Here is a 20,894-nt window from a genome sequence, read left to right as displayed (position 1 = left end):
AAATCCAAACTATATTGGCTGTAAGGGCGTATACGTAAACAGCGTACCGCCAGTGAATCAGCGATTATGCCTCTTTGGGCCTAAGCCCACAAGAACTTGAGTCAAAAACAGCAAAAAATACCAAAAAATGAATGCTTAATGCTTATTCTCGACATGAAAACCAATTCAGACGTTTCAGAAAAATAAAAATCAGGCAGGCAAAACTAAAGCTCAGCAAAAAACCACGTGAGAAATAATTAATCGCTTTACCTGTAACGGCATAGGTATCTGTTTGCCAAAACTGGGGATCAATTTGTTGTAAATAATGGAAGGCCAGATAACCGCCAGTACATAATGAGAGCAACAATACAAAATTAAAAAATAGAGGGAGGAGGCGAGAATCTATTTGAGAGACGCGATGCTTTTGGATGTAGCGATAACACATCCAAAATAATAGAGGCAAACAAAGTATAGACATTCCTAGCTGTAGTAAGCGATGAACTGGATAAGATTTGCCTAAAAAATGAGTTTCATAACTGAGTAAATGCTGGAAGGCAAACGTTCTAAAATCATCATGAGTAAGACCATCCCAAATAATATGGGTGGCGCATCCAATCAAAATGCCTGCTATACACGCGATACAAAAACCACAGAATTGATTAAAAGTAGCAAGATTTAAATCATCTTGTAATGCCAGCCAGCAATACAAGGCAGGACGGTACAATAAATACCAGAGCAAACAAAAAATAAGACCTAAACATAGGTTAGGAATAATCAAACCCGCCCATTCATGGCTAATCGTGACATTTTCATTGGTAAATAACCGAACTAAATCTGGTGTCATACAACCGATGGCGAGTGCTCCGATGGGTAAGGTATGACGACTTAAACGGGCGAGAGGAGGTGCCAGAACAGCATGTGACAAAGTAAAAGGCATAAATACAAACAAATAGTTTTGAATCAATATCGAAACTGAGTTTAAGGCTTTGTTGAGAGAATGAATGTTTTTTATTGCAAAATAAATGAAATGTTATATTATAACTAAAATTAAGAAAATTTTAAGATTTTAAGGATTCGAGGCTTTATATGTTCTTTAAAAAGAATGTTCTGACTGTGTCGATAGTTGCTGTGATCTGCACAGGAGTACATGCAGCAGATCAAGAGACTGAGATACAAAAATTAGAAACCATCGAAGCCACCGCGCATCCGCTGGTGCAAAGTGCGGTGGATTATGCTGCGGCTGACAATATCATTAAAAATGATCAATTGCGGCAAGGAGATGCGACGATTGGGGAGGCTTTAAGTGATCAAGTTGGGGTTTATTCCAATCAGTTTGGGCCGGGTGCAAGTCGTCCTGTGATTCGTGGACAGGATGGTGCACGTGTAAAGGTTTTGGATAATGCTTCAGAAACGATGGATGTTTCAACTTTATCTCCCGATCATGCAGTAACGGTTGATCCGATTTTAGCGAAACAAGTTGAAATTGTTCGTGGACCATCCACCTTGTTGTATGGAGCAGGCACGGTGGGCGGTTTGGTTAACGTGACAGATAATAAAATTCCAACCCAAATGCCTGAAAATGGCTATGAAGGGCAAGTGGGATTACGTTATAACACAGGCAGCGACGAAAAGTTGGGAGCTGCGGGAGTCACTGTGGGACTTGGAGAGCAGGTGGCTTTAAGGGTAGAAGGCTCAAAACGGGATGCCAATAATTATATTGCGCCTGATTATGTCCACGAGGGTGAAAAAGAACGTCGAGTCGATAACACATTTGCCAAATCTGATAATGTCAGTGTGGGATTATCATGGATTTATGATCGTGGGTTTACGGGTATTTCCTATACTAACCGTCAGGATCAATATGGTTTGCCGGGACACAGCCACGAATACGAAAGCTGTCATCCGCATGGTACACATTTACATTGTGGGGATCATGATCACGATGAAGAAGAGGAAAGTCATGATCACGAGCATGAACATGATCATGCAGGTCCATGGGTTGATCTTAAATCTGAACGTTATGATTTTAGATCGGAACTTAATGATCCCTTTGCAGGCTTTAAAAAGTTACGTGCGCAAGCCAGTTATACGGACTACAAGCATGATGAAATAGAAGAGGGTGAAGCCGCAACGACATTTAAAAGCACAGGGTATGATGCGCGTTTAGAATTGGTGCATAATCCGATTGGGGTATGGGAAGGGGTGATTGGTACGCAATTTGGTCGTCAGAAACTGGATATTACGGGTGAAGAATCAATTTTTGCTGGGCCAAGTACGACAGATAAGTGGAGCTTATTTGCTTTAGAACATACCCAATGGAAAGATGTGCATTTTGAACTGGCGGCTCGTCTGGATCAGCAAAAAATTGATATTGATTCATCTCAAAAAGATTATGACGATCATGCTTTTTCTTATTCGGGTGCGGCAAACTGGTTATTTTCACCAAATTATAAATTATCACTGGTGGCATCGCATCAGGAGCGTATGCCCTTGGCGCAAGAACTTTATGCCAATGGTAAACATCTTGCGACCAATACCTATGAGTTGGGCAATGAAAATCTAAATACAGAAAAATCCAATAATCTGGAACTAGGTTTTCATTATGATACCGACAAGTTAAATTATCATGTTCATGTGTTTCATAACTGGTTTGATGACTACATCTACGCACGAACACTCGATCGATATGAAAATTTCCGCTTGGTCGAATATACGCAAGACAAAGCACGTTTTTATGGGGTAGAGGGTGAAATCTCTTATCAACTTTCTCCACTCTATAAAACGACGTTGTTTGGAGATTACGTTCGCGGCAAAATTGATGCTGAAGGCGATGCACCACGTATTCCTGGGGGGCGTTTAGGAACACGTTTTGATGCTGACTTTGGTGACGGTTTTTCAGGTATGGCTGAATATTATCACGTGTTTAAACAAGACAAAATTGCCGCCTATGAAACTCAAACCGATGGTTATAACCTAGTGAATTTGGGGGTGGCATATGCAGCAAGAGCCAGTGAAAAAACAGATTATCGGGTTTACTTAAAAGCCAATAATCTTCTGGATGAAACGGTATATAACCATGCCTCGTTTTTATCTAATATCCCTCAGGTGGGAAGAAACTTTACTGTTGGCCTTGATTTTAGTTTCTAAAATAGAAAGCCGCCTCTGTTAAATCTTTAAATAAAGTCTATCTAGTCATAGGCTTTATTTTTTGAAATGTTATATTGTTTCAATCATCATTTGCTTAAATCTGACTTAAATTCTTATCAAAACCATAAAAGTTATACTCCTAATGGAAATATTGATACTAGACTGAATTTTCTTGAAAAATAATTAATATATTATAACGTAACAAGTGATTTGCATCTGGATGATCACTATGCTTAAAACAACACATATCTTTGCGCTTTCCCTTCTTTCATTATCTATACAACATGTCTTTGCGCAGAATACTCAACCGCAAGTGGATGTGAGCGATTTACCCACTATTGAGCTTCAAGCTCAGACTACACCTAAAGACCATCTAGATGATGCGGCGGGGGATCAAGTTATAAAAAAAGATCAACTGATTCAGGGCGGAACCACTATTGGAAATGCATTAAATGGTCAGGCAGGCATTTATTCTGCACAATATACAGGAGGTGTTAGTCGCCCTGTGATTCGTGGTCAAGATGGAGCTCGGGTTAGGATTACCCAAAATGGTGGAGATGCTCTGGATGTTTCCTCAGTTTCTCCTGACCATGCGGTTACTGTTGATCCTAATTCTGCCGATCAGATTGAGATATTAAAAGGCCCTGAAACTTTACTTTATGGAGCAGGTTCAGTCGGTGGCTTGGTGAATGTCGTTGATCATAAAATTCCTTCAAAAATGCCAGAACAGGGATATGAAGGACGTGTAGGCGCACGCTATAACACGGGTGATGATGGTTTAGTTTATACAGCAGATACCACAATTGGTTTGGGTAGTCAGGTCGCGTTAAATGTAGGAGGCCTACAACGAGATGCCAATAACTATATTTTACCGCATGATTTACAAAACGATTCACGCCGTGAAGATAGCACCTTTGCTCAATCTCATGATTATCATGCCGGATTGTCTTGGATTTATGATCGAGGTTATACAGGCATCGCCTATAGTGAACGCCATGATAAATACGGTATTCCCGGCGATAATCCGTTATATGGACTTTGTTCTCCAGAAGCAGGCAAATTGAGCTGTGGGACGTTGCAACAGCAGCAGGCTGCCATGCAGGATGATGATGGCGCAAGCGCATGGATTAATTTAAAAGAAAAACGTTATGACATTAAAAGTGAGTTAAGCGATCCATTTACTGGATTTAATAAATTGGCAGCGCAGGCAACTTATACCGATTATCAGCATCAGGAAATGGATGGTGATGAACCAGATACGACTTTTATTAGTAAGGGAACTGACGCTCGCATTACGCTGGATAATAATAGCTGGTTGGGCTGGACGGGGCAGTTAGGCTCACAATATACTCAACAAAAACTCAATATTAATGGTGAAGAAGCGTTGATGGATCCAACCAAAACTCAGCGTTATAGTTTATTTGGATTACAAGAAAAGCAACTGGACCAGCTACATTTTCAAGTGTCTTCCCGTATTGATCATCAGAAGATAGATATTGATGGTAATGATGTAGATGTAGGGGCAAAAAATTATAGTGGAACGGCATATTCAGCCGCAGCTTCAACGGATTGGCAATTTATCCCCAACTACAAATTATCACTGACTGCTTCTCATCAGGAACGTTTACCAATGGCGCAGGAGCTGTACTCCAATGGCGCACATATGGCAACCAATACCTATGAGTTGGGGAATGATGATTTAGATATCGAAAAATCCAACAACATTGAACTCGGGTTGCATTTTGATCATGATCGTCTGAAATACAATTTGAGTGCTTTTCAAAACTGGTATGACAACTTTATTTATGCCAATACGCTTGATCGTTTTGATGATTTTCGCTTGATCCAATATGATCAAACCAATGCACGTTTTTATGGAGTTGATGCTGATCTTAGTTATCAAATCAGCTCGCGTTATAATGCAGGATTATTTGGTGATTATGTGCGTGGTAAGCTCGATGATAATGGGAATGCGCCGCGTATTCCAGGTGGTCGCATTGGTACCCGTATCAAAGCAGATTTTGGTGAAGGATATTCTGGTACTGCTGAGTATTATCATGTCTTTCATCAGGATGATATCGCTAACTATGAAACAGAAGGCAAAAGTTATAACATGCTTAATCTGGGCCTAGGTTATCAGGGGCAATTAAACCAGAAAGCAGGGTATCAGCTTTATGCCAAAGCCAATAATCTACTTGACAGTAAAGTCTATTTACATGAGTCATTTTTATCAGATGTACCACAAATAGGGCGCAATTTTACCGTCGGTGTAGATTTTAATTTTTAAATCACTAAAATTTTATCGAAGGGAAAGCGAAATGCTTTCCTTTTATGTTTTTGCAGATTTAGATCAGCTAATTTAACTAAATGTGTCTTGAAAAATAAGGAAATAAACTCTAGCCTGACGCTAATTGTTTAGGTTGTTTGTTATGCGTATTTTTCAACGAATTCACAAGAAACTGAATTGGACAGGGCGACGTTATATTGCCTTGATTGCAGGTGTTTTAGTTCTTAGTTATGTCGCTTCCGCGATTTATCATGTTTATAAACCTTTACCAGTGGGTTTAAATTTTACGGGTAAATTACGCCATGCCGATGTCAAATTTCTTTCTGACCAGACTTATGTGAATGCGCAGGGGCAGCAGCAACAGGATCATCAGATATTTAATGAAATTTTAAATCTCATTCATCAGGCTAAAACTACCATTGTGCTGGATATGTTTTTATTCAACTCAGAAACGGGTGAATCCAAACTGACTCAACGACCTTTAACCCAGCAATTGACTCAAGCCCTTATTCAAAAACGTCGTGAATCGCCTAATGTTGAAATTACCCTTATTACTGATCCGATTAATTCGGTATATGGGGGAATCTTGCCAGAACATTATCGACAGTTACGTCAAGCTGGCGTCGATGTAATCGAAACCAATTTGACGCCATTACGTGCCTCAAATCCTGCATGGTCAGGTTTTTGGTATATCTGCTGTCAGGATCTAGGTAATAATCCAGAAAAAGGCTGGTTATCCAACCCATTTGGGAAGGAAAAAATTACTTTACGAAGCTATTTGCAATTGGCAAATTTTAAGGCTAATCATCGTAAAACCTTGGTGGTCGATACTGAGGATGGCTGGAAATCGTTAGTCACATCGGCTAATCCGCATGATGGTAGTTCACGTCATTCTAACGTCGCTTTAGTCGTCTCGGGCCCAACGGCAATGGATGTATTAAAAACTGAGCAAACTGTGGCGCAAATGTCAGAAGGTTCATCTCCTGTGATGGTAATGGGGGAGATGAATGCCGAGAATAATACACCCCAAGTTCAAGTGTTGACCGAAGCTGCGATTTATCATGCTGTTGTGGATTTAATTCAGACTGCGAAAGCCAATGATCAGATTGATCTAGCGATGTTCTATTTATCAGAACGTCAAATTATTAATGAGTTAAAAGCCGCACAAAAGCGTGGCGTGAAATTACGCATTCTACTTGATCCAAATAAAGATGCGTTTGGTCGCCAGAAAAATGGCATTCCAAATCGTCAGGTCGCTTCAGAGTTAAATGCGGCAGGAGTACCTATACGCTGGTGCGATACACATGGTGAACAATGTCATAGTAAGATGATCATCAAATCTGGTGCTGATGAGACAGATATGATTTTAGGATCTGCCAATTTTACGGCGCGGAATCTGAAAAACTATAATCTGGAAACAGATTTATTGGTAAAAGGACAGGCACAGGCCGCCGTTTTTCAAGATGCGGAACATTATTTTAATACGGCATGGTCCAACTTAGATGGCCGTCAAATGAGTGTGGATTATGCCAAATATGCAGATGAGTCCAAACTAAAATATTGGATTTATCGTTTTATGGAATGTTCTGGATTATCTACTTTTTAGGATAAAGAACTCGACTGAGAACTTATGTCATTTTAAATGAAAAAAGAGAGGATATTCCTCTCTTTTTATTTTTATGATGTCGTTTAATGGGTTGGAGGAATAAGTTCATCCAGCTCTTTAGCAGTGAGCTGATCTAATTCTGTTAAATTGGTCGAGATGTTCCATTGGCTTTCATCTTCAACAGGAGTGGGTAACCGTGCCTCTAGCCAGTCACATACGATATCGGGTGTAAAGTCTGGATGATTACACTGAATTACCCAAGCCAGAAATTCTTTAGGACCACCATTCATATAAGGTGGAGGAGAAACTGGAAAAAATTGGGTGGGTAAACGTTCATTGGTCGATAAATAATTAAGCACATGTCCCAATTCTTGTACAGTCTGCCAAGCTAGAGGATGTTCATTATCAATCTGAAATTTAAACCACCATGCGTCTTTGCCATCTGTACCATGGGCATCAATTCTACTTTCCTGAATACTTGGTACTTTACTAAAAAATTGATAAAGGCGTTCAAAACTTAATTCAGCCACAAGATCTCATCCAGTCATACAATGAAGATCTAGTATAACGGCTTTTTCGATAAAGAAATGCTGGCTCCTTAGCCAAGTACAACTTTAAACAAAGCCTACATTTATGATGCAGATACTGTCTGTTTTTTAAGCTAAAATAATGCAAAGAGTACAAAATAAGCGGGGCGATATGATGCATATTTATGGTGTATATGCCTGTATTGGGGTAATACTATTCAGCCTCTCAACTCCAAGCATTGCCGAAAATCAGTGGGGAAATTATCGAGGCGTAGAACGACCTACCCCCCCTTCAAGACCCCCACAATGGAATCGTCCACCTCCGTCTCAAGGGCATCGGCCTCCGCCAAACTGGGGAGGACATTATCCTGAGTATCCACAGCGACCTCGTCAGGGTAGTTATATTGAGTATCACTATCAACCGAGTACCCAGTATGAATACCGGACTGAACGTTACGTGTTTGTTAGAGGTAATACACTACCTATCGAATATCGTAATGAACAATATTATATTAATGACTGGTCTGGGCATCAGCTTTATGAACCGCCATGGGGAACACGTTGGTATTCAGTAGGTGGACATTACTTACTCATCTCAGATGATGGTTTTCGTATTGAGGTTGTGCGTTAATGAAGGCTGATCTCATATGTTTTGTTACATATTCTTCATCTTTGAGAAAGTTGGCTTACAATCCTTAGCAAACTAGCAGTTTTCATCCATGCTTTCTCCTTGACTGTCGCCTAAGCTGGTGACAGATCAGAAGAGGATGAAGTTATGAAATTATCATTGAAGATGGCACTTGTTGTACTGGGTTTGGGTATTTCTGCAACAAGTATGGCGGCACCAAATGACTGGAATCAATATCGTGGCGTAGACCGCCATCACCATCAAGCCCAACCCGTGCCAAAAGCGCCACCGAAATGGTCAAATTCGAATCATGATCGTGATCGTTACGTCAATTTTAGAAAAGGTGATCGCTTGCCTAATCAATATCGTGACAATCGTTATCATGTCTCGAATTGGCGCAGCTCGCGCTTATCTGCACCGCCGCGTGGCTATCATTGGGTAAGAGCAGATCATCGCTATTTACTGGTTTCAAATAGTAATCATCGGATTTACGCTGTCCGATAAGTCTATTCAAAGATCATTAATCCCACCATCGCAAAGGTGGGATTTTTATTGTAAATTTCAAAATTCATTTATTTTTCATTCTATTATCTAAAGTGAAGGAGCATTTCTCATTCTAATAAAAAAAGCGATTTCATCGCTGAATTGATGGCTAAAGATTAGCTTTATGATATCGACCTATTCGTCATCTTTATTTTAATGTATGGAGGTTTTTTAAGGTAATTTACAATGCAATATGAACCGTATTACAACCCACTAAAATTATAACAATTGATTGCAGATGCATTCGTTTTATCCATTATTTCTCCCTGAGTATTTTCTACACTTTAGACTTGGCGTTATTGCGGACAACTGGATATGAAAAGGATCATTTCCGTTTCACTTTGTGTGTGCATGCTTGGTGCATCCACACTTTCACTGGCTGATGCACCATCTCACGACTGGGGTGGACAGGGTTGGGGGCGCTATCATGCGGGGCCAGACCGACATGCAGATTGGCATCCTCATGAGTGGCGACCTGATGGGCCACTGCCACCAAGGATAATCGAAAACCGTTATTATTATGCGCCACCACCGCCACGATATTACCGAGTACATGATTTCCGTCCGGGTTATCGTTTGCCACCGCAATATTTGGCAGAGAGATATTATGTCAATAATTGGTATGACTATCAGCTCCCATCGCCTCCACCACAGCATCGCTGGGCATATATTGACGGACGCTATGTGTTAGTAGCTGTTGCCACAGGAATTATTGCCCAGATTCTTCTTGGTGGGCATTAGATATCAGTTTTTATTAAACACCATAATCTGAGTAGAAAAATGGTGTTTTTTTATGCTAACTCATCATCCTCGGGCCTTGGAGTTTGACCTTTAGCTAGTGGGCGCTCCTGATGCTTATCTCGAATCACCGAAGGATAATGCCATGACGCATAACGTACTATCAAAATAGCGATTGCCAATATCAGAATTGAACCTGTCACAATCAATAAATCCACATCTGCCTGATGGTTATGTTGTATATCGGAGATGAGCAAACGTGTAAGCGCGGTAATCGCAACATAAATCAAAAAACGCACGGGCATATGATTGGTTTTGAAATAAATTCCAACCATTGCTCCCAACTCTAAATAGATAAATAACAATAAAATATCGTCAATCGTGGCATATTTTTTAACTGTAAAAATATCAATAGTGGTATGAATTGCTGACCATGCCACCATACAGCCAATAATAAATAAAGCCAGATAATGAAAAGCTTCTACAGCACGATTACCGAGTTTATCCAGAAAAGCCTCTATATTTTTGGGGGAGTTGGGAGTGGGCATGATATAACTCTTATATTGATTGATGGTGGTTATTAAATATCAAGCAAATTTCATGCACATGACGGTCTAATTTAAACCATTTAGACATAAAAAATGCCTGACGAATCAGGCATTTTTTATTTGAGCAAAACTCTTAAGACTGAGTAGTGAAGTAATCTTCACTAAACGCCATCACTAGTTCTGAACCAGCTTCAATTTTCTTGATGCGTGCTTCAAGTTCAGGCAGGATGCGAGCCACAAAGTACTGTGCAAGAGATAATTTATTTTGGTAGAAATCACCCGATTTTTCTTGAGCAGCGGCTGAAATTTTGGCAAACATATAAGCAAAGCTGAGTAAGCCAACAGCATGCAAATAATCAACTGCTGCTGCATTTGGAAAATCAACATTTTCTGCTGCTTGTTCTAAAATAAACTGAGTTACTGCCTCAACTTCAGTTGCTGCATCTAGCGTCGCATCTTTAATGAAATTAAGGTCGGCGCTTAATGTATTGGCAAAATCGCGGATTTCAGCGATATATTCAGCAATAAATGCACCACCAGATTTAATAGTTTTACGGCCAATTAAATCCTGAGATTGAACACCATTGGTTCCTTCATAAATTTGTGAAATGCGCAAATCACGAATACATTGTTCCATGCCCCATTCGCGAATATAACCATGTCCACCAAAGCACATTTGTGCATCTAAGGTCGCTTGGAATGCAGTATCAGTTAAATACGCTTTAGCAATTGGCGTAAGAAGAGCGACACGATTATTGGCTTTTTTGACAGCTTCAGCATCTGTTGAAAATTTGGTGATGTCAAGCTGCTGACCTACGTACACTGCAAAAGCACGTGATGCTTCATTATTAGCGCGGGCATTGAGCAACATACGACGTACATCGCCATGTACTAAAATGCTATCTGCTGGTTTATTTGGCGATTGTACACCAGATGCACTACGCCCTTGTAAGCGATCAGTTGCGTATTGAGCAGCATTTTGGTAGGCAAATTCTGATGCGCCAAGTCCTTGGATTCCCATGGATAAACGTTCATAGTTCATCATCACGAACATTGCTGCAAGACCTTCATTTTCCTTGCCTACTAGGAAACCTTTTGCACCATCAAAATTCATGACACAGGTAGCAGAAGCCTTGATTCCCATTTTATGTTCAATTGAACCTGGACCTACTGCATTGCGTTCTCCAACAGAACCAACATCATTGACTAGAAATTTCGGTACGATAAACAGTGAGATACCACGCGAGCCAGCGGGTGCATCTGGAGTTTTAGCCAAAACAAGATGAATGATATTTTCGGCAAGGTCGTGATCACCACCCGTGATGAAAATTTTAGTACCTGTAATGTTATACGTACCATCTGTGTTTGGTTCCGCTTTGGTTTTAATAATTCCTAAATCAGTACCTGCATGCGGTTCAGTTAGGCACATAGTACCCGACCATTCACCTGAATAAATTTTTGGTAAATAGGTTTGTTTTTGCTCTTGTGATGCATAACTATTTAATGCCATACCTGCACCGACTGAAAGAAGCGGGTAGAGCATAAATGATGGATTGGTAGCAAATAACATTTCGTCGGCAAGGACAGTCAGCATTTTTGGCATGCCTTGACCGCCCCATTCTTCATCTGCGCCTAAACCAATCCAGCCACCTTGAGCATATTGTTGAAATGCGTCTTTAAAGCCAGCAGGGGTAAAGACATGGCCATTGTCAAAACGCGCACCTTCTTCATCACCAGTACGGTTTAAGGGTAAGGTCACATTTTGTGCAAATTTAGCCATTTCTTCTAAAATAGCTTCAGCGGTTGCAGCATCAATATGAGCCAGATTTTCATTGGCTTGCCAGAACTGCTCAGCTTTAAATACATCATTTAAAATAAAGCGCATATCTGCAAGTGGCGCATTATAAATTGGCATAGTTTTCACCCTTGGTATTCTTACACTTATGTGCTTCATATTACACAAAAAATGTAGTCAGTCACTGTCTTTTGAATGGTTTTAATTTAGCATTGATTTGATAAAAAAAGGACTGTCAAAACTGATCAGTCCTTTTTGGTTAGCACGGTGTTGTTTTCACCAGTGAATTATGATTAGAACGCAAAGTGTTCTGCATCAAGTGCCATAAGTGGTTCCAAACCAGTTGAAAGCACATCCACATGAGAGCGAACGCGTGGAAGGATTTTCTTGAAGTAAAAACGAGCAGTCGTTACTTTAGCATTGTAGAAATCAACATCGGTTGTACCCGCTGCTAATGTTTCTTGAGCAACAAATGCCATACGTGCCCATAAGTAAGCCAGTGTGACATAACCAGAGAAGTACAGATAATCAACTGCTGCCGCACCCACTTCATCTGGGTTCTGCATCGCACGCATACCAATTTGCATGGTGAGATCGCCCCATTCTTTATTCAAGGCTACCAATGGCTCAACAAACTCTTTCATTGCTGCATTGTCTTTGTTGGCTTCAGCAAACTTATGAATTATTTTGGTGAAGTCACGTAACATTGCACCTTGAGTTTGTAGAACTTTACGACCTAACAAATCGAGGGCCTGAATCTCAGTGGTTCCTTCATATAGGCATGAGATACGAGTATCACGAACAATTTGTTCCATGCCATGCTCAGAAATAAAGCCGTGACCACCAAACACTTGTACGCCATGTTTTGCAGACTCTGAACCTGTTTCAGTCAAAAATGCTTTTGCAATAGGAGTCAATAAAGAAAGAATATTGTCCGCAAATTTGCGTTCTTCTTCAGTTGTACCTTGCTCAACCACATCTGCATATTGAGACAGGAAATAAACAAGGGCACGACCACCTTCGGCAAACGCTTTTTGAGTTAATAACATATTGCGTACAGCAGGATGCACAATAATTGGATCAGCTTCTTTTTCTGGCGCTTTAGGGCCAGAAAGTGAACGCATAGCCAAACGGTCTTTGGCATAAGCCAATGCACCTTGGAACGATGATTCAGATGCAGATAAACCTTGAACAGCTGTACCAATACGCGCAGTATTCATGAAAGTAAACATGGCATGTAAACCGCGATTTTCAGGTCCGATTAAGAAGCCTTTTGCATTGTCAAAGTTAATGACGCAAGTCGCGTTACCATGAATTCCCATTTTGTGTTCAATAGAACCACAACGAACTGCATTACGATCACCCATTGAACCGTCTGCATTAACATTGAATTTTGGTACGATAAAAAGTGAAATACCTTTAGTGCCTTTAGGCGCACCAGGTAAGCGCGCAAGTACGATATGAATGATGTTTTCAGCCATGTCGTGTTCACCAGCAGAGATAAAGATTTTCTCGCCAGAGATTGCAAAACTACCATCGTCATTGGGTTCAGCTTTAGAGCGGATAATGCCAAGGTCTGAACCCGCATGCGATTCAGTTAAGCACATGGTTCCAGTCCATTCACCAGAAACAAGTTTCGGTAAATAAGTTGATTTTTGCTCATCAGAACCATGGTGTTCAATAGTACGTACTGCACCATGAGATAGACCAGGGTACATACCCCATGCCCAGTTTGCTGCACCTACCATTTCAGAAATAGCAGTAGCTAGTGAACCTGGTAAACCTTGACCGCCATGTTCTTCAGGAACTGCAAGGGAAGGGAAACCTAGCTCGATATATTTTTGATAAGCTTCTTTAAAGCCTGTTGGTGTCGTTACCACACCATCATTCCATGTGCAGCCTTCGCGGTCACCCACTTGATTCAGTGGAGATAGTTCATTTTCACAGAAGTCCGCAGCAGCTTCTAAATATTGATCCACCAATTCACGGCTGACGTTTTCCTGAAATGCAGGAAGTTTTGCATAGTGTTCTTCGGCATTTAATAATTCATGCAAAACAAATTGCATATCACGTAGCGGCGCTTTGTATTGTGGCATATCGGGTTCCTCAATACTGGTTAAACCAGAGTTATAATCCTAATCAACGATAATGGTGTCTGATGACACATCTTTTACTTTTACATCGTGCAACAACTTATTTATATGTACAAGCATTTGCAGGTGAACATCCATGACTGTAAAGTCAAAGAAAATGCTGTTGAAATATCTAAGTACATTGAGTGTAAACACTTTTATCTAATTTTTAGTGAAAGGAATAGTCAAAAAACGTAAAAAGTTGTGTCCATAAAAAAAGACGCTCAAGCGTCTTTTTTTATGGGATTGGTTTTAGCTTAAGAAGCTTTAACTGGGGCTGATGGCGCAGGTGGAGCCATACGCTCATCCATTTTGTTTGGTTTAAAACGTAGCTGGCATGTACCATCAATCGTTTTATCGCCCACTTTGACCTGAATGGCTTGACCGTTTGCTTTACCTACGCAGGCTTGTTGAATTTGCTCAAATTGGGCTTGACGCTCGGCACGACGTTGTTCCATTTCAGCGCGTTGTTCAGGCGTTAATTTATGGCGCTTCATAAAATGTTTGCCTTGAGGGCCATCACCCATCATATGACGTGCTGGGGGTTCCTGTGGTCCTGTTGTAGATTGGCAGGCAGCTAGACTTCCCATGGTAATAACAGTAGCAGCTAGCATCGCAATTTTAGAGATTTTGTTCATTTTGGTCCCCACATCTATGTTGATTTCATGCATTAAAGATTAAGTAATAAACATGAAGAAAGAATGGAGAGTTTTTTGAGTGAGTGTTCGCTACAATAGTGAATATAGAAGAAAAATGAGAGATCACTTTTGAATATACGTCGTGTGCCAATCGCCTTACGTCTATTTTTGACGGTGTTGTTGACCACTTTATTGATCACCACCTTAAGTTTAGGCATTTTGCATTGGACCATGCAGAAAAATTTTGCCCGTTATGTGGCAGATGTTGAAATGCAAAAGTTGGATCATCTCATAACTAATCTGGGAAATGTATATAGCGTTTATCATGACTGGGGCAATGCGATTCAGGCACAGATTTTACAAATTGAAGGTGACGCTGCACCTGATGATTATGATCGTTTGTCACGTTGGTGGTTGCGCCGTCAGTACGATATTGCGATACAACAGCGGATGTTTAAAGACCAGACCTTGTTGAGCCTTTCTCCAGAACTTTCGCATAATATTGAGTTTCGTAATCGTCCTATTCTGGATGAACAAGAACGCAAATTTATTGAAGACAATTTGCCTTCGGAATATCAGCCTTTTGAAGGGCTTAAGTTTCCACTCAGTGCAAATCAAAATCTATTTCGTCCAAATGACAAAAATAAAGATCCTCATAAACCTCCGCGTCTTTCTGAAATGGCAGGCATGATGCCGCAAGACGGTAAAAAACGCTTTATTTCGATGCCTGACCGACTGGGTTTAAGTTCACGTCTTTCGTTATACGATGCCAAACATCAGTTTGTGGTCGGTGAACCTTCCAATGAGCAGTTATCTTTTCGACCTATTATTGTGGGCAATGAAGTCGTGGGTTATCTGGGGCTGAAACCTGTACTGGATGAAGATGATGCACTCAGTATCAATTTCTTTAGTAACCAAAAGCGGTTTTTGTTATTAATTTATACTTTTTCAGTTTTAGCCAGTTTAGTGGCAGCATTATTACTTGCAACTTATTTTAAAAAGCCAATTCAGCGATTACTTAATGCTACTCGTGAATTAACTCAAGGGAATTATCAACATCAGGTTATCATTAAACGTAACGATGAATTAGGCGATTTAGCAGCGCAATTAAATCAGTTGGCGGTAATTCTGGATCAACATGAACAATCACGCCGTCAATGGGTCGCAGATACTTCACATGAATTGAAAACACCGCTTAGTGTGCTACAGGCCCAGATTGAGGCGATGCAAGATGGTATCCGTAAATCCAGCCCTGAACATCTGGAGGCCATGATGCGTCAAGTCACCAGTCTGAAAAAATTAACACAGGATCTAGGTGATCTAGCTCAGGCCGATGCACAGCAACTAAAATGTTACTTTGCTGAGGTTAACCCTTGGGATGTGATTCTGCAGGAAGTTGAGAATTTTAAGCCGAAGTTTGAACAGGCTGGGCTTGAGGTCTCAATTGGAGGTAAGGGTGCGCTTTTACAATTAGATATAGACCGTTTTAAACAAATTATGGTCAACTTGTTAAGTAATAGTGTTCGCTATACTGAACAGGGCGGAAAAATTGATATTCATACCCAAGAGACCAATCAGCATTGGAGCGTCATTGTGGATGATAGTCCACTTGGCGTAGATGATGAACATTTGCAACGTTTGGGCGAACGTTTCTACCGAATTGATGATTCACGTACACGTAGTACAGGTGGCACAGGCCTAGGTTTGGCACTTTCATGCAAGCTTGCACAAGCTTTAGGTGGAACATTAAGTTTTGCACATTCACCATTGGGTGGTCTACGTTGTATTTTGACCTTTCCTAAAACACAGTCCATACATAAGGAATAATTGACGATGAAACATGTAATGTTGGTGGAAGATGAAGTTGAACTGGCTCATCTTGTCCGTGATTATCTGCAAGCAGCAGGTTTTGAAGTCAGTATGTTTCATGATGGTCAGGAAGCCTATGATAGCTTTTTACAGCGTAAACCTAGCCTAATGGTATTAGATTTAATGGTGCCTCGTATGGATGGCCTGACTATTTGCCGTAAAGTTCGGGAACAGTCAGACTTGCCTATAATCATGGTGACGGCACGTACTGAAGAAATTGACCGTGTTCTTGGTTTAAATATGGGCGCTGATGATTATGTTTGTAAACCTTTTAGTCCTAAAGAATTGGTTGCGCGGGTGCAAGCAGTATTACGTCGTTTAGATCGTAAAGCAGAACCTGAACAAAATGATTTATTTAGGATTGATAAAGCCCAGCAACGAATTTGGTATCAACAAAAATCTTTAAATTTAACGCCTACCGAGTTCCGCTTGTTAGAGCTTTTTTTGGAGCATGTAGGGCAGGTTTATTCTCGTGCACAGCTTTTAGATCATATCAATCCAGATAGTTTTGATGTAGCAGATCGGGTTATTGATAGTCATATTAAAAATTTGCGTCGCAAAGTTACGGAAGCTGCGGATACTGGAAATCGTCATGAATGGATTCAGGCCGTCTATGGAGTAGGCTATCGTTTTGAATATCCAGAAGATTAATCGTACATAAAAGCGTATGGGGCAGTATTTCAATCTTTAGTACTGCTCTTTTTAATACAGTCTGGCTATGAGCCAGACTGTAGTTTTAAACGCATTTTTTGTGTTTTATTAAGTTTGCTGACCACCAAAACATAAGAAGATTTGACTAAGTCTTGAATTAATTCTGCATCAATATTTTGACCCTCAAAAATTGAGATCCAGTGTTTTTTATTCATGTGATAGCCTGCTTTAATTGAGGGATATAATTCTTTAAGTTCTTCTGCCTGATCTGGCTCAATTTTTAGATTTATGAATTTTTGTTGATTGATTTCACCCGTCAGCATAAACATTTTGTCAAAGACTTTAATTACATTACATTGTGGCCCAAAAGGGTGGGATAACTCGGCTTCCGGTTGTTCTAAAGCAATTTTTAAAGCAAGTTGCTGAATTTTTGCTGCGTTCATGATGAGCTCTTTCAGTCGATTTTTTTGGTTAAGTTTTAACCATTGTGGATTTCAGAGTTTAAACTGAGTTGATGCTCTGAGGTTATCCTGTGGATAATCACAGTGTTATCCACAGAAAATGGGGATAACTGTGCTCATTCTTCATGCTTTAAGATGAACAACTTACCATCACTTCTGGTACATCATTTGGCAAGGGTACTAAATCTTCAGGCCGTTCTAGTTCAGGTTGTGAGGTAAACGGATGACGAAGCAAAGTAAATAACCGTTCGACTTCACTGAAGTCACCTTGTTCAGCTTGCTCGATGGCTTTTTGCGCCATATGATTTCTTAGAATATAAATGGGATTGGCTTTTTGCATTTGGGTATTGAGCTGTTCGGTATTCTGATGTTCACGAATACCATGATAAAGTTGTAAAAAATCATCAAACTGTCGAATATCTAGGCAATCATCACGAAGCGCCTTGTATTGCTGATTTTGCAATCGTAAAAAACTTTGAGTGTAGTCAAGTTGTTCACTTTGGAGGATGCGTAAAAAAGCCATACCACAATCGAAACTATCCTTATGAAAATTCGGAAGCCCCATTTTTTTACATAAACCTTGGGTATAAGTTTCTAAAAAAGTCGGTTCAAAATGTTCCAGACAATCGGCCAATTGCTGTTTAAACGCTTCCTTATCTTCTGGTTTTGCCAATGGAATCAAATTATTCAGCCACATCCATAAGTTCCAATGCGCGATGCTCGGTTGGTTTTGATACGCATAACGACCTTGATGGTCTGAATGGTTGTTGATCCAGTTAGGGCGAAACCGCTCCATAAAACCGTATGGACCAAAATCTAAAGTAGAACCTGTGATATTTAAATTATCTGTATTCATAACCCCATGAGCAAATCCAACCAATTGCCATTGTGCTATCATTTTTGCTGTATTTTTAATTACGCCTTGGGCAAAGGTCAGGACGGGGTATTCAGTTTCTAATGCTTCTGGATAATGCCATTCGATACATTTTTGAGTAAATTCTGTGAGTAATTCAGGTGCGTATTGATTGATCCATTCAAAATGCCCTAAACGAATATGACAATCCGAACTGCGTAATAACATAGCCCCTTGTTCCAACTTTTCACGTTGTATACCCTGACGAGAGGTCGTAAACCCGACTGCATTACTTGATGGAATATTTAAACTATTTAAAGCATGTCCAGCTAAGTATTCACGAATAACAGAACGTAAAACCGCACGCCCATCGCCCATACGTGAATAGGGTGTTAAACCAGCCCCTTTTAAATGTAAATCGATCGTTTGGCCTGAATGATTTAGTATTTGTGCGATTAATAAGCCTCGACCATCGCCCAGTTGACCCGCCCATTGCCCAAATTGGTGGCCCGCATAGACCATTGCCAAAGGCGGGAATTCAGTAAAAGTTTGTTGTCCGCTGCAGATGTCAATCCAACGCTGTTTATCTTGTTCAGACCATTGTAAATCATCAGCCAGCTCGGCATTAAAGTGGCCTGCGGTAGCACCTTGAAGCGGTACAGGTGCCTGTTGATGATAAAGCTTTGGATTTAGGTCAGGATAACGTGAATTGAAATGCATGATAAAAGGCGTATTGAGGCTGAAATTGCACTATAGCAAATAATCCAGCTTCTACCTAAAACATGGGATTAATGATAATCGTAGAATGTTTATTATCTAGATTCATTCTTTTTTCGACTAATCATTAAGTTGCTAAAACGATTCAAAAATTGTGGGCTTATGGCGGACAACTGATACAAAAATTTAGCTTTTAAACCAATGGGCGTATGAGTTACTCGAAAAAAATGATCTTTCTGTTGTGCAAGCTTTAATACTTGTGCAGCAACATCAGATGGACTTAAATTTACGCCCATATTTTGAATGCTGCCTGCATCCATATTTTTAACCATCGCGGTTTGTACAAATAATGGCATAACATCTAAAACCCGAATGCCATATTTTTGCCATTCGACGTCTAAAGCTTCAGTCAGCCCTCGTACCGCAAATTTACTAGCTGAATATGAGCTTAGATCTGCTTGCCCATAAATGGCAGAGGCCGAAGACAGATTGATAATACGGGCAAAAGAGGTCTGTTTTAAATAAGGCAAAGCGGCGTGACAACCATTCAGCACGCCTTTGACATTAATATCGATGGTTCGCTGATGTGATTCTATTGGGGTCTGTTCAAATGCACCTGAGTAAAGAATACCCGCATTATTCACCAGAATATTTAATTCGCCAGCCCACTGCACAAACTGTTGTAGGGCAGCTTGCCAGTTACCATAATCACTGACATTCAAATAGCCTGCAAAAGCGCGTGGACCTAATTCCTTAGCTAGTTTTTGACTCTGAATCTCATTAATATCAAAAATACCCACTAGGTAGCCTTGTTGATAAAAAGTTCGTGCAATTTCAGCTCCAATCCCTTGAGCTGCACCTGTAATCAGGATACTTTGAGCCATATTTTTCTCATTTGTTTTTGTTAAAAAATGACGCGGATTTTAATGCGTTCTATTCACATCATAACAAATCTGCTTTCGAAATAAATCTACTGCGATGCTCTGCCGAGGAATGAAACATGGAACAACTATTAAATATCATGCGCGAGTTACGTGAAAAATGTCCGTGGGATCGTGAGCAAACTCCATTAAGTTTGACCAAATATGCAATCGAAGAAGCTTATGAGGTTGAAGCTGCGGTTCGTGAAGGCAAGCTCGATGAAATTCGTGATGAACTGGGTGACTTGCTGTTGCAAGTCGTTTTTCAGGCACAAATGTATAGTGAACAAGGTTCTTTTGATTTTCAGGATGTGGTTAATGCCATTAGTGAAAAGATGATTCGCCGACATCCCCATGTTTTTCAGCCTGAAAAATTTTCGGCCTTAAGTCCTGATGAAGTAAATGAGCTATGGCAAGACATTAAGCAACAAGAAAAAAAAGATAAACCAAAGTCCCATTTAGATGAGGTTAAACACGGTTCTGGACTCGATCAGGCACAGGAGATTCAAAAGAAAGCAGCGAAATTGGGATTTGATTTTGAGACAGTTGACGATGCTTATGGCAAATTGAAAGAGGAACTGGGAGAATTGGAACACGCACTTCAATCACAACAATTCGATGAAATAAATGAAGAATTTGGAGATTGCCTATTTTCTCTGGTCAATGTTGGGCGTAAACTTGGTCTGTCCAGCGAATCTGCACTTTTGGGGACGATTTTTAAGTTTAGACAACGTTTTGCTTATATTGAGCAACAAGCAACTTTACAACAAAAAACTTTAGAAGATATGAGTCTACAAGAAATGGATTCGCTCTGGAATCAAGCGAAACAACAATTAAAATCTAGGTCTTTATAAT

Annotated in this window: 18 protein-coding genes; 9 read left to right on the top strand and 9 right to left on the bottom strand. The window is 40.2% G+C overall.

The genetic code is table 11. The annotated features are described in order from the left end of the window. Positions 1-142 precede the first annotated feature (142 nt). Positions 143-916 (bottom strand): DUF4184 family protein, encoded by a 774-nt coding sequence (locus IAE20_RS13525; protein WP_200482528.1) that lies wholly within the window; start codon positions 914-916, stop codon positions 143-145. Between the two features lie 149 nt (positions 917-1,065). Between IAE20_RS13525 and znuD (IAE20_RS13520) the strand changes: the two genes are divergently transcribed. The 3 genes from znuD (IAE20_RS13520) to IAE20_RS13510 all read left to right on the top strand — a co-directional run bounded on the left by znuD (IAE20_RS13520) (position 1,066) and on the right by IAE20_RS13510 (position 7,019). Further along, positions 1,066-3,126: a zinc piracy TonB-dependent receptor ZnuD gene (gene znuD, locus IAE20_RS13520; RefSeq protein ID WP_200460553.1), complete on the top strand. Its 2,061-nt coding sequence runs from the start codon at positions 1,066-1,068 to the stop codon at positions 3,124-3,126. A 229-nt stretch (positions 3,127-3,355) separates the two neighbouring features. Beyond that, positions 3,356-5,413: a zinc piracy TonB-dependent receptor ZnuD gene (znuD, locus tag IAE20_RS13515; RefSeq protein ID WP_200482529.1), complete on the top strand. Its 2,058-nt coding sequence runs from the start codon at positions 3,356-3,358 to the stop codon at positions 5,411-5,413. A gap of 142 nt (positions 5,414-5,555) precedes the next feature. Then, positions 5,556-7,019 (top strand): phospholipase D family protein, encoded by a 1,464-nt coding sequence (locus IAE20_RS13510; RefSeq protein ID WP_200460551.1) that lies wholly within the window; start codon positions 5,556-5,558, stop codon positions 7,017-7,019. Positions 7,020-7,102: 83 nt separating this feature from the next. Here the strand turns inward: IAE20_RS13510 and IAE20_RS13505 are convergent, their stop codons facing one another. Further along, positions 7,103-7,549 carry a hypothetical protein gene (locus IAE20_RS13505; RefSeq protein WP_200460550.1) on the bottom strand — a complete coding sequence of 149 codons (447 nt, stop codon included), beginning with the start codon at positions 7,547-7,549 and terminating at the stop codon, positions 7,103-7,105. A 169-nt stretch (positions 7,550-7,718) separates the two neighbouring features. Here IAE20_RS13505 and IAE20_RS13500 point away from each other — a divergent pair, with 169 nt between their 5' ends. From IAE20_RS13500 to IAE20_RS13490, 3 genes are all read left to right on the top strand, one after another. After that, positions 7,719-8,177, top strand: a complete 459-nt coding sequence (locus IAE20_RS13500; protein ID WP_227611075.1) for an RcnB family protein — start codon at positions 7,719-7,721, stop codon at positions 8,175-8,177. A 144-nt stretch (positions 8,178-8,321) separates the two neighbouring features. Beyond that, entirely contained in the window at positions 8,322-8,678 is a 357-nt protein-coding gene (locus IAE20_RS13495; RefSeq protein WP_200460549.1) for an RcnB family protein, read from the top strand. Between the two features lie 354 nt (positions 8,679-9,032). Then, positions 9,033-9,458, top strand: a complete 426-nt coding sequence (locus IAE20_RS13490) for an RcnB family protein (protein WP_200482530.1) — start codon at positions 9,033-9,035, stop codon at positions 9,456-9,458. A gap of 50 nt (positions 9,459-9,508) precedes the next feature. Here the strand turns inward: IAE20_RS13490 and IAE20_RS13485 are convergent, their stop codons facing one another. The 4 genes from IAE20_RS13485 to IAE20_RS13470 form a co-directional block, all read right to left on the bottom strand. Further along, positions 9,509-10,003 carry a phosphate-starvation-inducible protein PsiE gene (locus IAE20_RS13485; protein ID WP_200460547.1) on the bottom strand — a complete coding sequence of 165 codons (495 nt, stop codon included), beginning with the start codon at positions 10,001-10,003 and terminating at the stop codon, positions 9,509-9,511. 133 nt (positions 10,004-10,136) lie between these two features. Beyond that, positions 10,137-11,918 (bottom strand): acyl-CoA dehydrogenase C-terminal domain-containing protein, encoded by a 1,782-nt coding sequence (locus tag IAE20_RS13480; protein WP_200482531.1) that lies wholly within the window; start codon positions 11,916-11,918, stop codon positions 10,137-10,139. A gap of 173 nt (positions 11,919-12,091) precedes the next feature. Next, positions 12,092-13,894, bottom strand: coding sequence for an acyl-CoA dehydrogenase C-terminal domain-containing protein (locus IAE20_RS13475; protein WP_200460545.1), 1,803 nt, complete (start codon positions 13,892-13,894; stop codon positions 12,092-12,094). A gap of 293 nt (positions 13,895-14,187) precedes the next feature. Next, positions 14,188-14,568 (bottom strand): hypothetical protein, encoded by a 381-nt coding sequence (locus tag IAE20_RS13470; protein ID WP_200460544.1) that lies wholly within the window; start codon positions 14,566-14,568, stop codon positions 14,188-14,190. Between the two features lie 129 nt (positions 14,569-14,697). Between IAE20_RS13470 and baeS the strand changes: the two genes are divergently transcribed. Beyond that, positions 14,698-16,395 carry a sensor histidine kinase efflux regulator BaeS gene (gene baeS, locus IAE20_RS13465; protein ID WP_200482532.1) on the top strand — a complete coding sequence of 566 codons (1,698 nt, stop codon included), beginning with the start codon at positions 14,698-14,700 and terminating at the stop codon, positions 16,393-16,395. Between the two features lie 6 nt (positions 16,396-16,401). Next, positions 16,402-17,088 (top strand): response regulator, encoded by a 687-nt coding sequence (locus IAE20_RS13460; RefSeq protein WP_200460542.1) that lies wholly within the window; start codon positions 16,402-16,404, stop codon positions 17,086-17,088. Between the two features lie 65 nt (positions 17,089-17,153). On the opposite strand, the gene IAE20_RS13455 is transcribed toward IAE20_RS13460, so the two are convergent. The 3 genes from IAE20_RS13455 to IAE20_RS13445 form a co-directional block, all read right to left on the bottom strand. Further along, on the bottom strand, positions 17,154-17,531 hold the full coding sequence (locus IAE20_RS13455) for an MmcQ/YjbR family DNA-binding protein (protein ID WP_200460541.1): 378 nt from the start codon (positions 17,529-17,531) through the stop codon (positions 17,154-17,156). A 148-nt stretch (positions 17,532-17,679) separates the two neighbouring features. Then, positions 17,680-19,122 (bottom strand): protein adenylyltransferase SelO, encoded by a 1,443-nt coding sequence (locus IAE20_RS13450; RefSeq protein WP_200460540.1) that lies wholly within the window; start codon positions 19,120-19,122, stop codon positions 17,680-17,682. Positions 19,123-19,214: 92 nt separating this feature from the next. Next, positions 19,215-20,003, bottom strand: coding sequence for an SDR family oxidoreductase (locus IAE20_RS13445; protein WP_200460539.1), 789 nt, complete (start codon positions 20,001-20,003; stop codon positions 19,215-19,217). Between the two features lie 116 nt (positions 20,004-20,119). Here IAE20_RS13445 and mazG point away from each other — a divergent pair, with 116 nt between their 5' ends. Beyond that, positions 20,120-20,893, top strand: coding sequence for a nucleoside triphosphate pyrophosphohydrolase (gene mazG, locus IAE20_RS13440; protein WP_200482533.1), 774 nt, complete (start codon positions 20,120-20,122; stop codon positions 20,891-20,893). Position 20,894 lies beyond the last annotated feature (1 nt).

Origin of the sequence: Acinetobacter sp. S54, assembly GCF_016624945.1 — a bacterium.
Lineage (GTDB): Bacteria > Pseudomonadota > Gammaproteobacteria > Pseudomonadales > Moraxellaceae > Acinetobacter.
The sequence above is the reverse complement of the archived record's forward strand: the minus strand, read 5'-3'. Positions and strand labels throughout refer to the sequence as shown.

Coding starts and splice junctions, on each gene's coding strand:
- IAE20_RS13525 (WP_200482528.1), bottom strand. CDS start 916: ATGCCTTTTACTTTGTCACATGCTGTTCTGGCACCTCCTCTCGCCCGT.
- znuD (WP_200460553.1), top strand. CDS start 1,066: ATGTTCTTTAAAAAGAATGTTCTGACTGTGTCGATAGTTGCTGTGATC.
- znuD (WP_200482529.1), top strand. CDS start 3,356: ATGCTTAAAACAACACATATCTTTGCGCTTTCCCTTCTTTCATTATCT.
- IAE20_RS13510 (WP_200460551.1), top strand. CDS start 5,556: ATGCGTATTTTTCAACGAATTCACAAGAAACTGAATTGGACAGGGCGA.
- IAE20_RS13500 (WP_227611075.1), top strand. CDS start 7,719: ATGATGCATATTTATGGTGTATATGCCTGTATTGGGGTAATACTATTC.
- IAE20_RS13495 (WP_200460549.1), top strand. CDS start 8,322: ATGAAATTATCATTGAAGATGGCACTTGTTGTACTGGGTTTGGGTATT.
- IAE20_RS13490 (WP_200482530.1), top strand. CDS start 9,033: ATGAAAAGGATCATTTCCGTTTCACTTTGTGTGTGCATGCTTGGTGCA.
- IAE20_RS13485 (WP_200460547.1), bottom strand. CDS start 10,003: ATGCCCACTCCCAACTCCCCCAAAAATATAGAGGCTTTTCTGGATAAA.
- IAE20_RS13480 (WP_200482531.1), bottom strand. CDS start 11,918: ATGCCAATTTATAATGCGCCACTTGCAGATATGCGCTTTATTTTAAAT.
- IAE20_RS13475 (WP_200460545.1), bottom strand. CDS start 13,894: ATGCCACAATACAAAGCGCCGCTACGTGATATGCAATTTGTTTTGCAT.
- IAE20_RS13470 (WP_200460544.1), bottom strand. CDS start 14,568: ATGAACAAAATCTCTAAAATTGCGATGCTAGCTGCTACTGTTATTACC.
- IAE20_RS13460 (WP_200460542.1), top strand. CDS start 16,402: ATGAAACATGTAATGTTGGTGGAAGATGAAGTTGAACTGGCTCATCTT.
- IAE20_RS13455 (WP_200460541.1), bottom strand. CDS start 17,531: ATGAACGCAGCAAAAATTCAGCAACTTGCTTTAAAAATTGCTTTAGAA.
- IAE20_RS13450 (WP_200460540.1), bottom strand. CDS start 19,122: ATGCATTTCAATTCACGTTATCCTGACCTAAATCCAAAGCTTTATCAT.
- IAE20_RS13445 (WP_200460539.1), bottom strand. CDS start 20,003: ATGGCTCAAAGTATCCTGATTACAGGTGCAGCTCAAGGGATTGGAGCT.
- mazG (WP_200482533.1), top strand. CDS start 20,120: ATGGAACAACTATTAAATATCATGCGCGAGTTACGTGAAAAATGTCCG.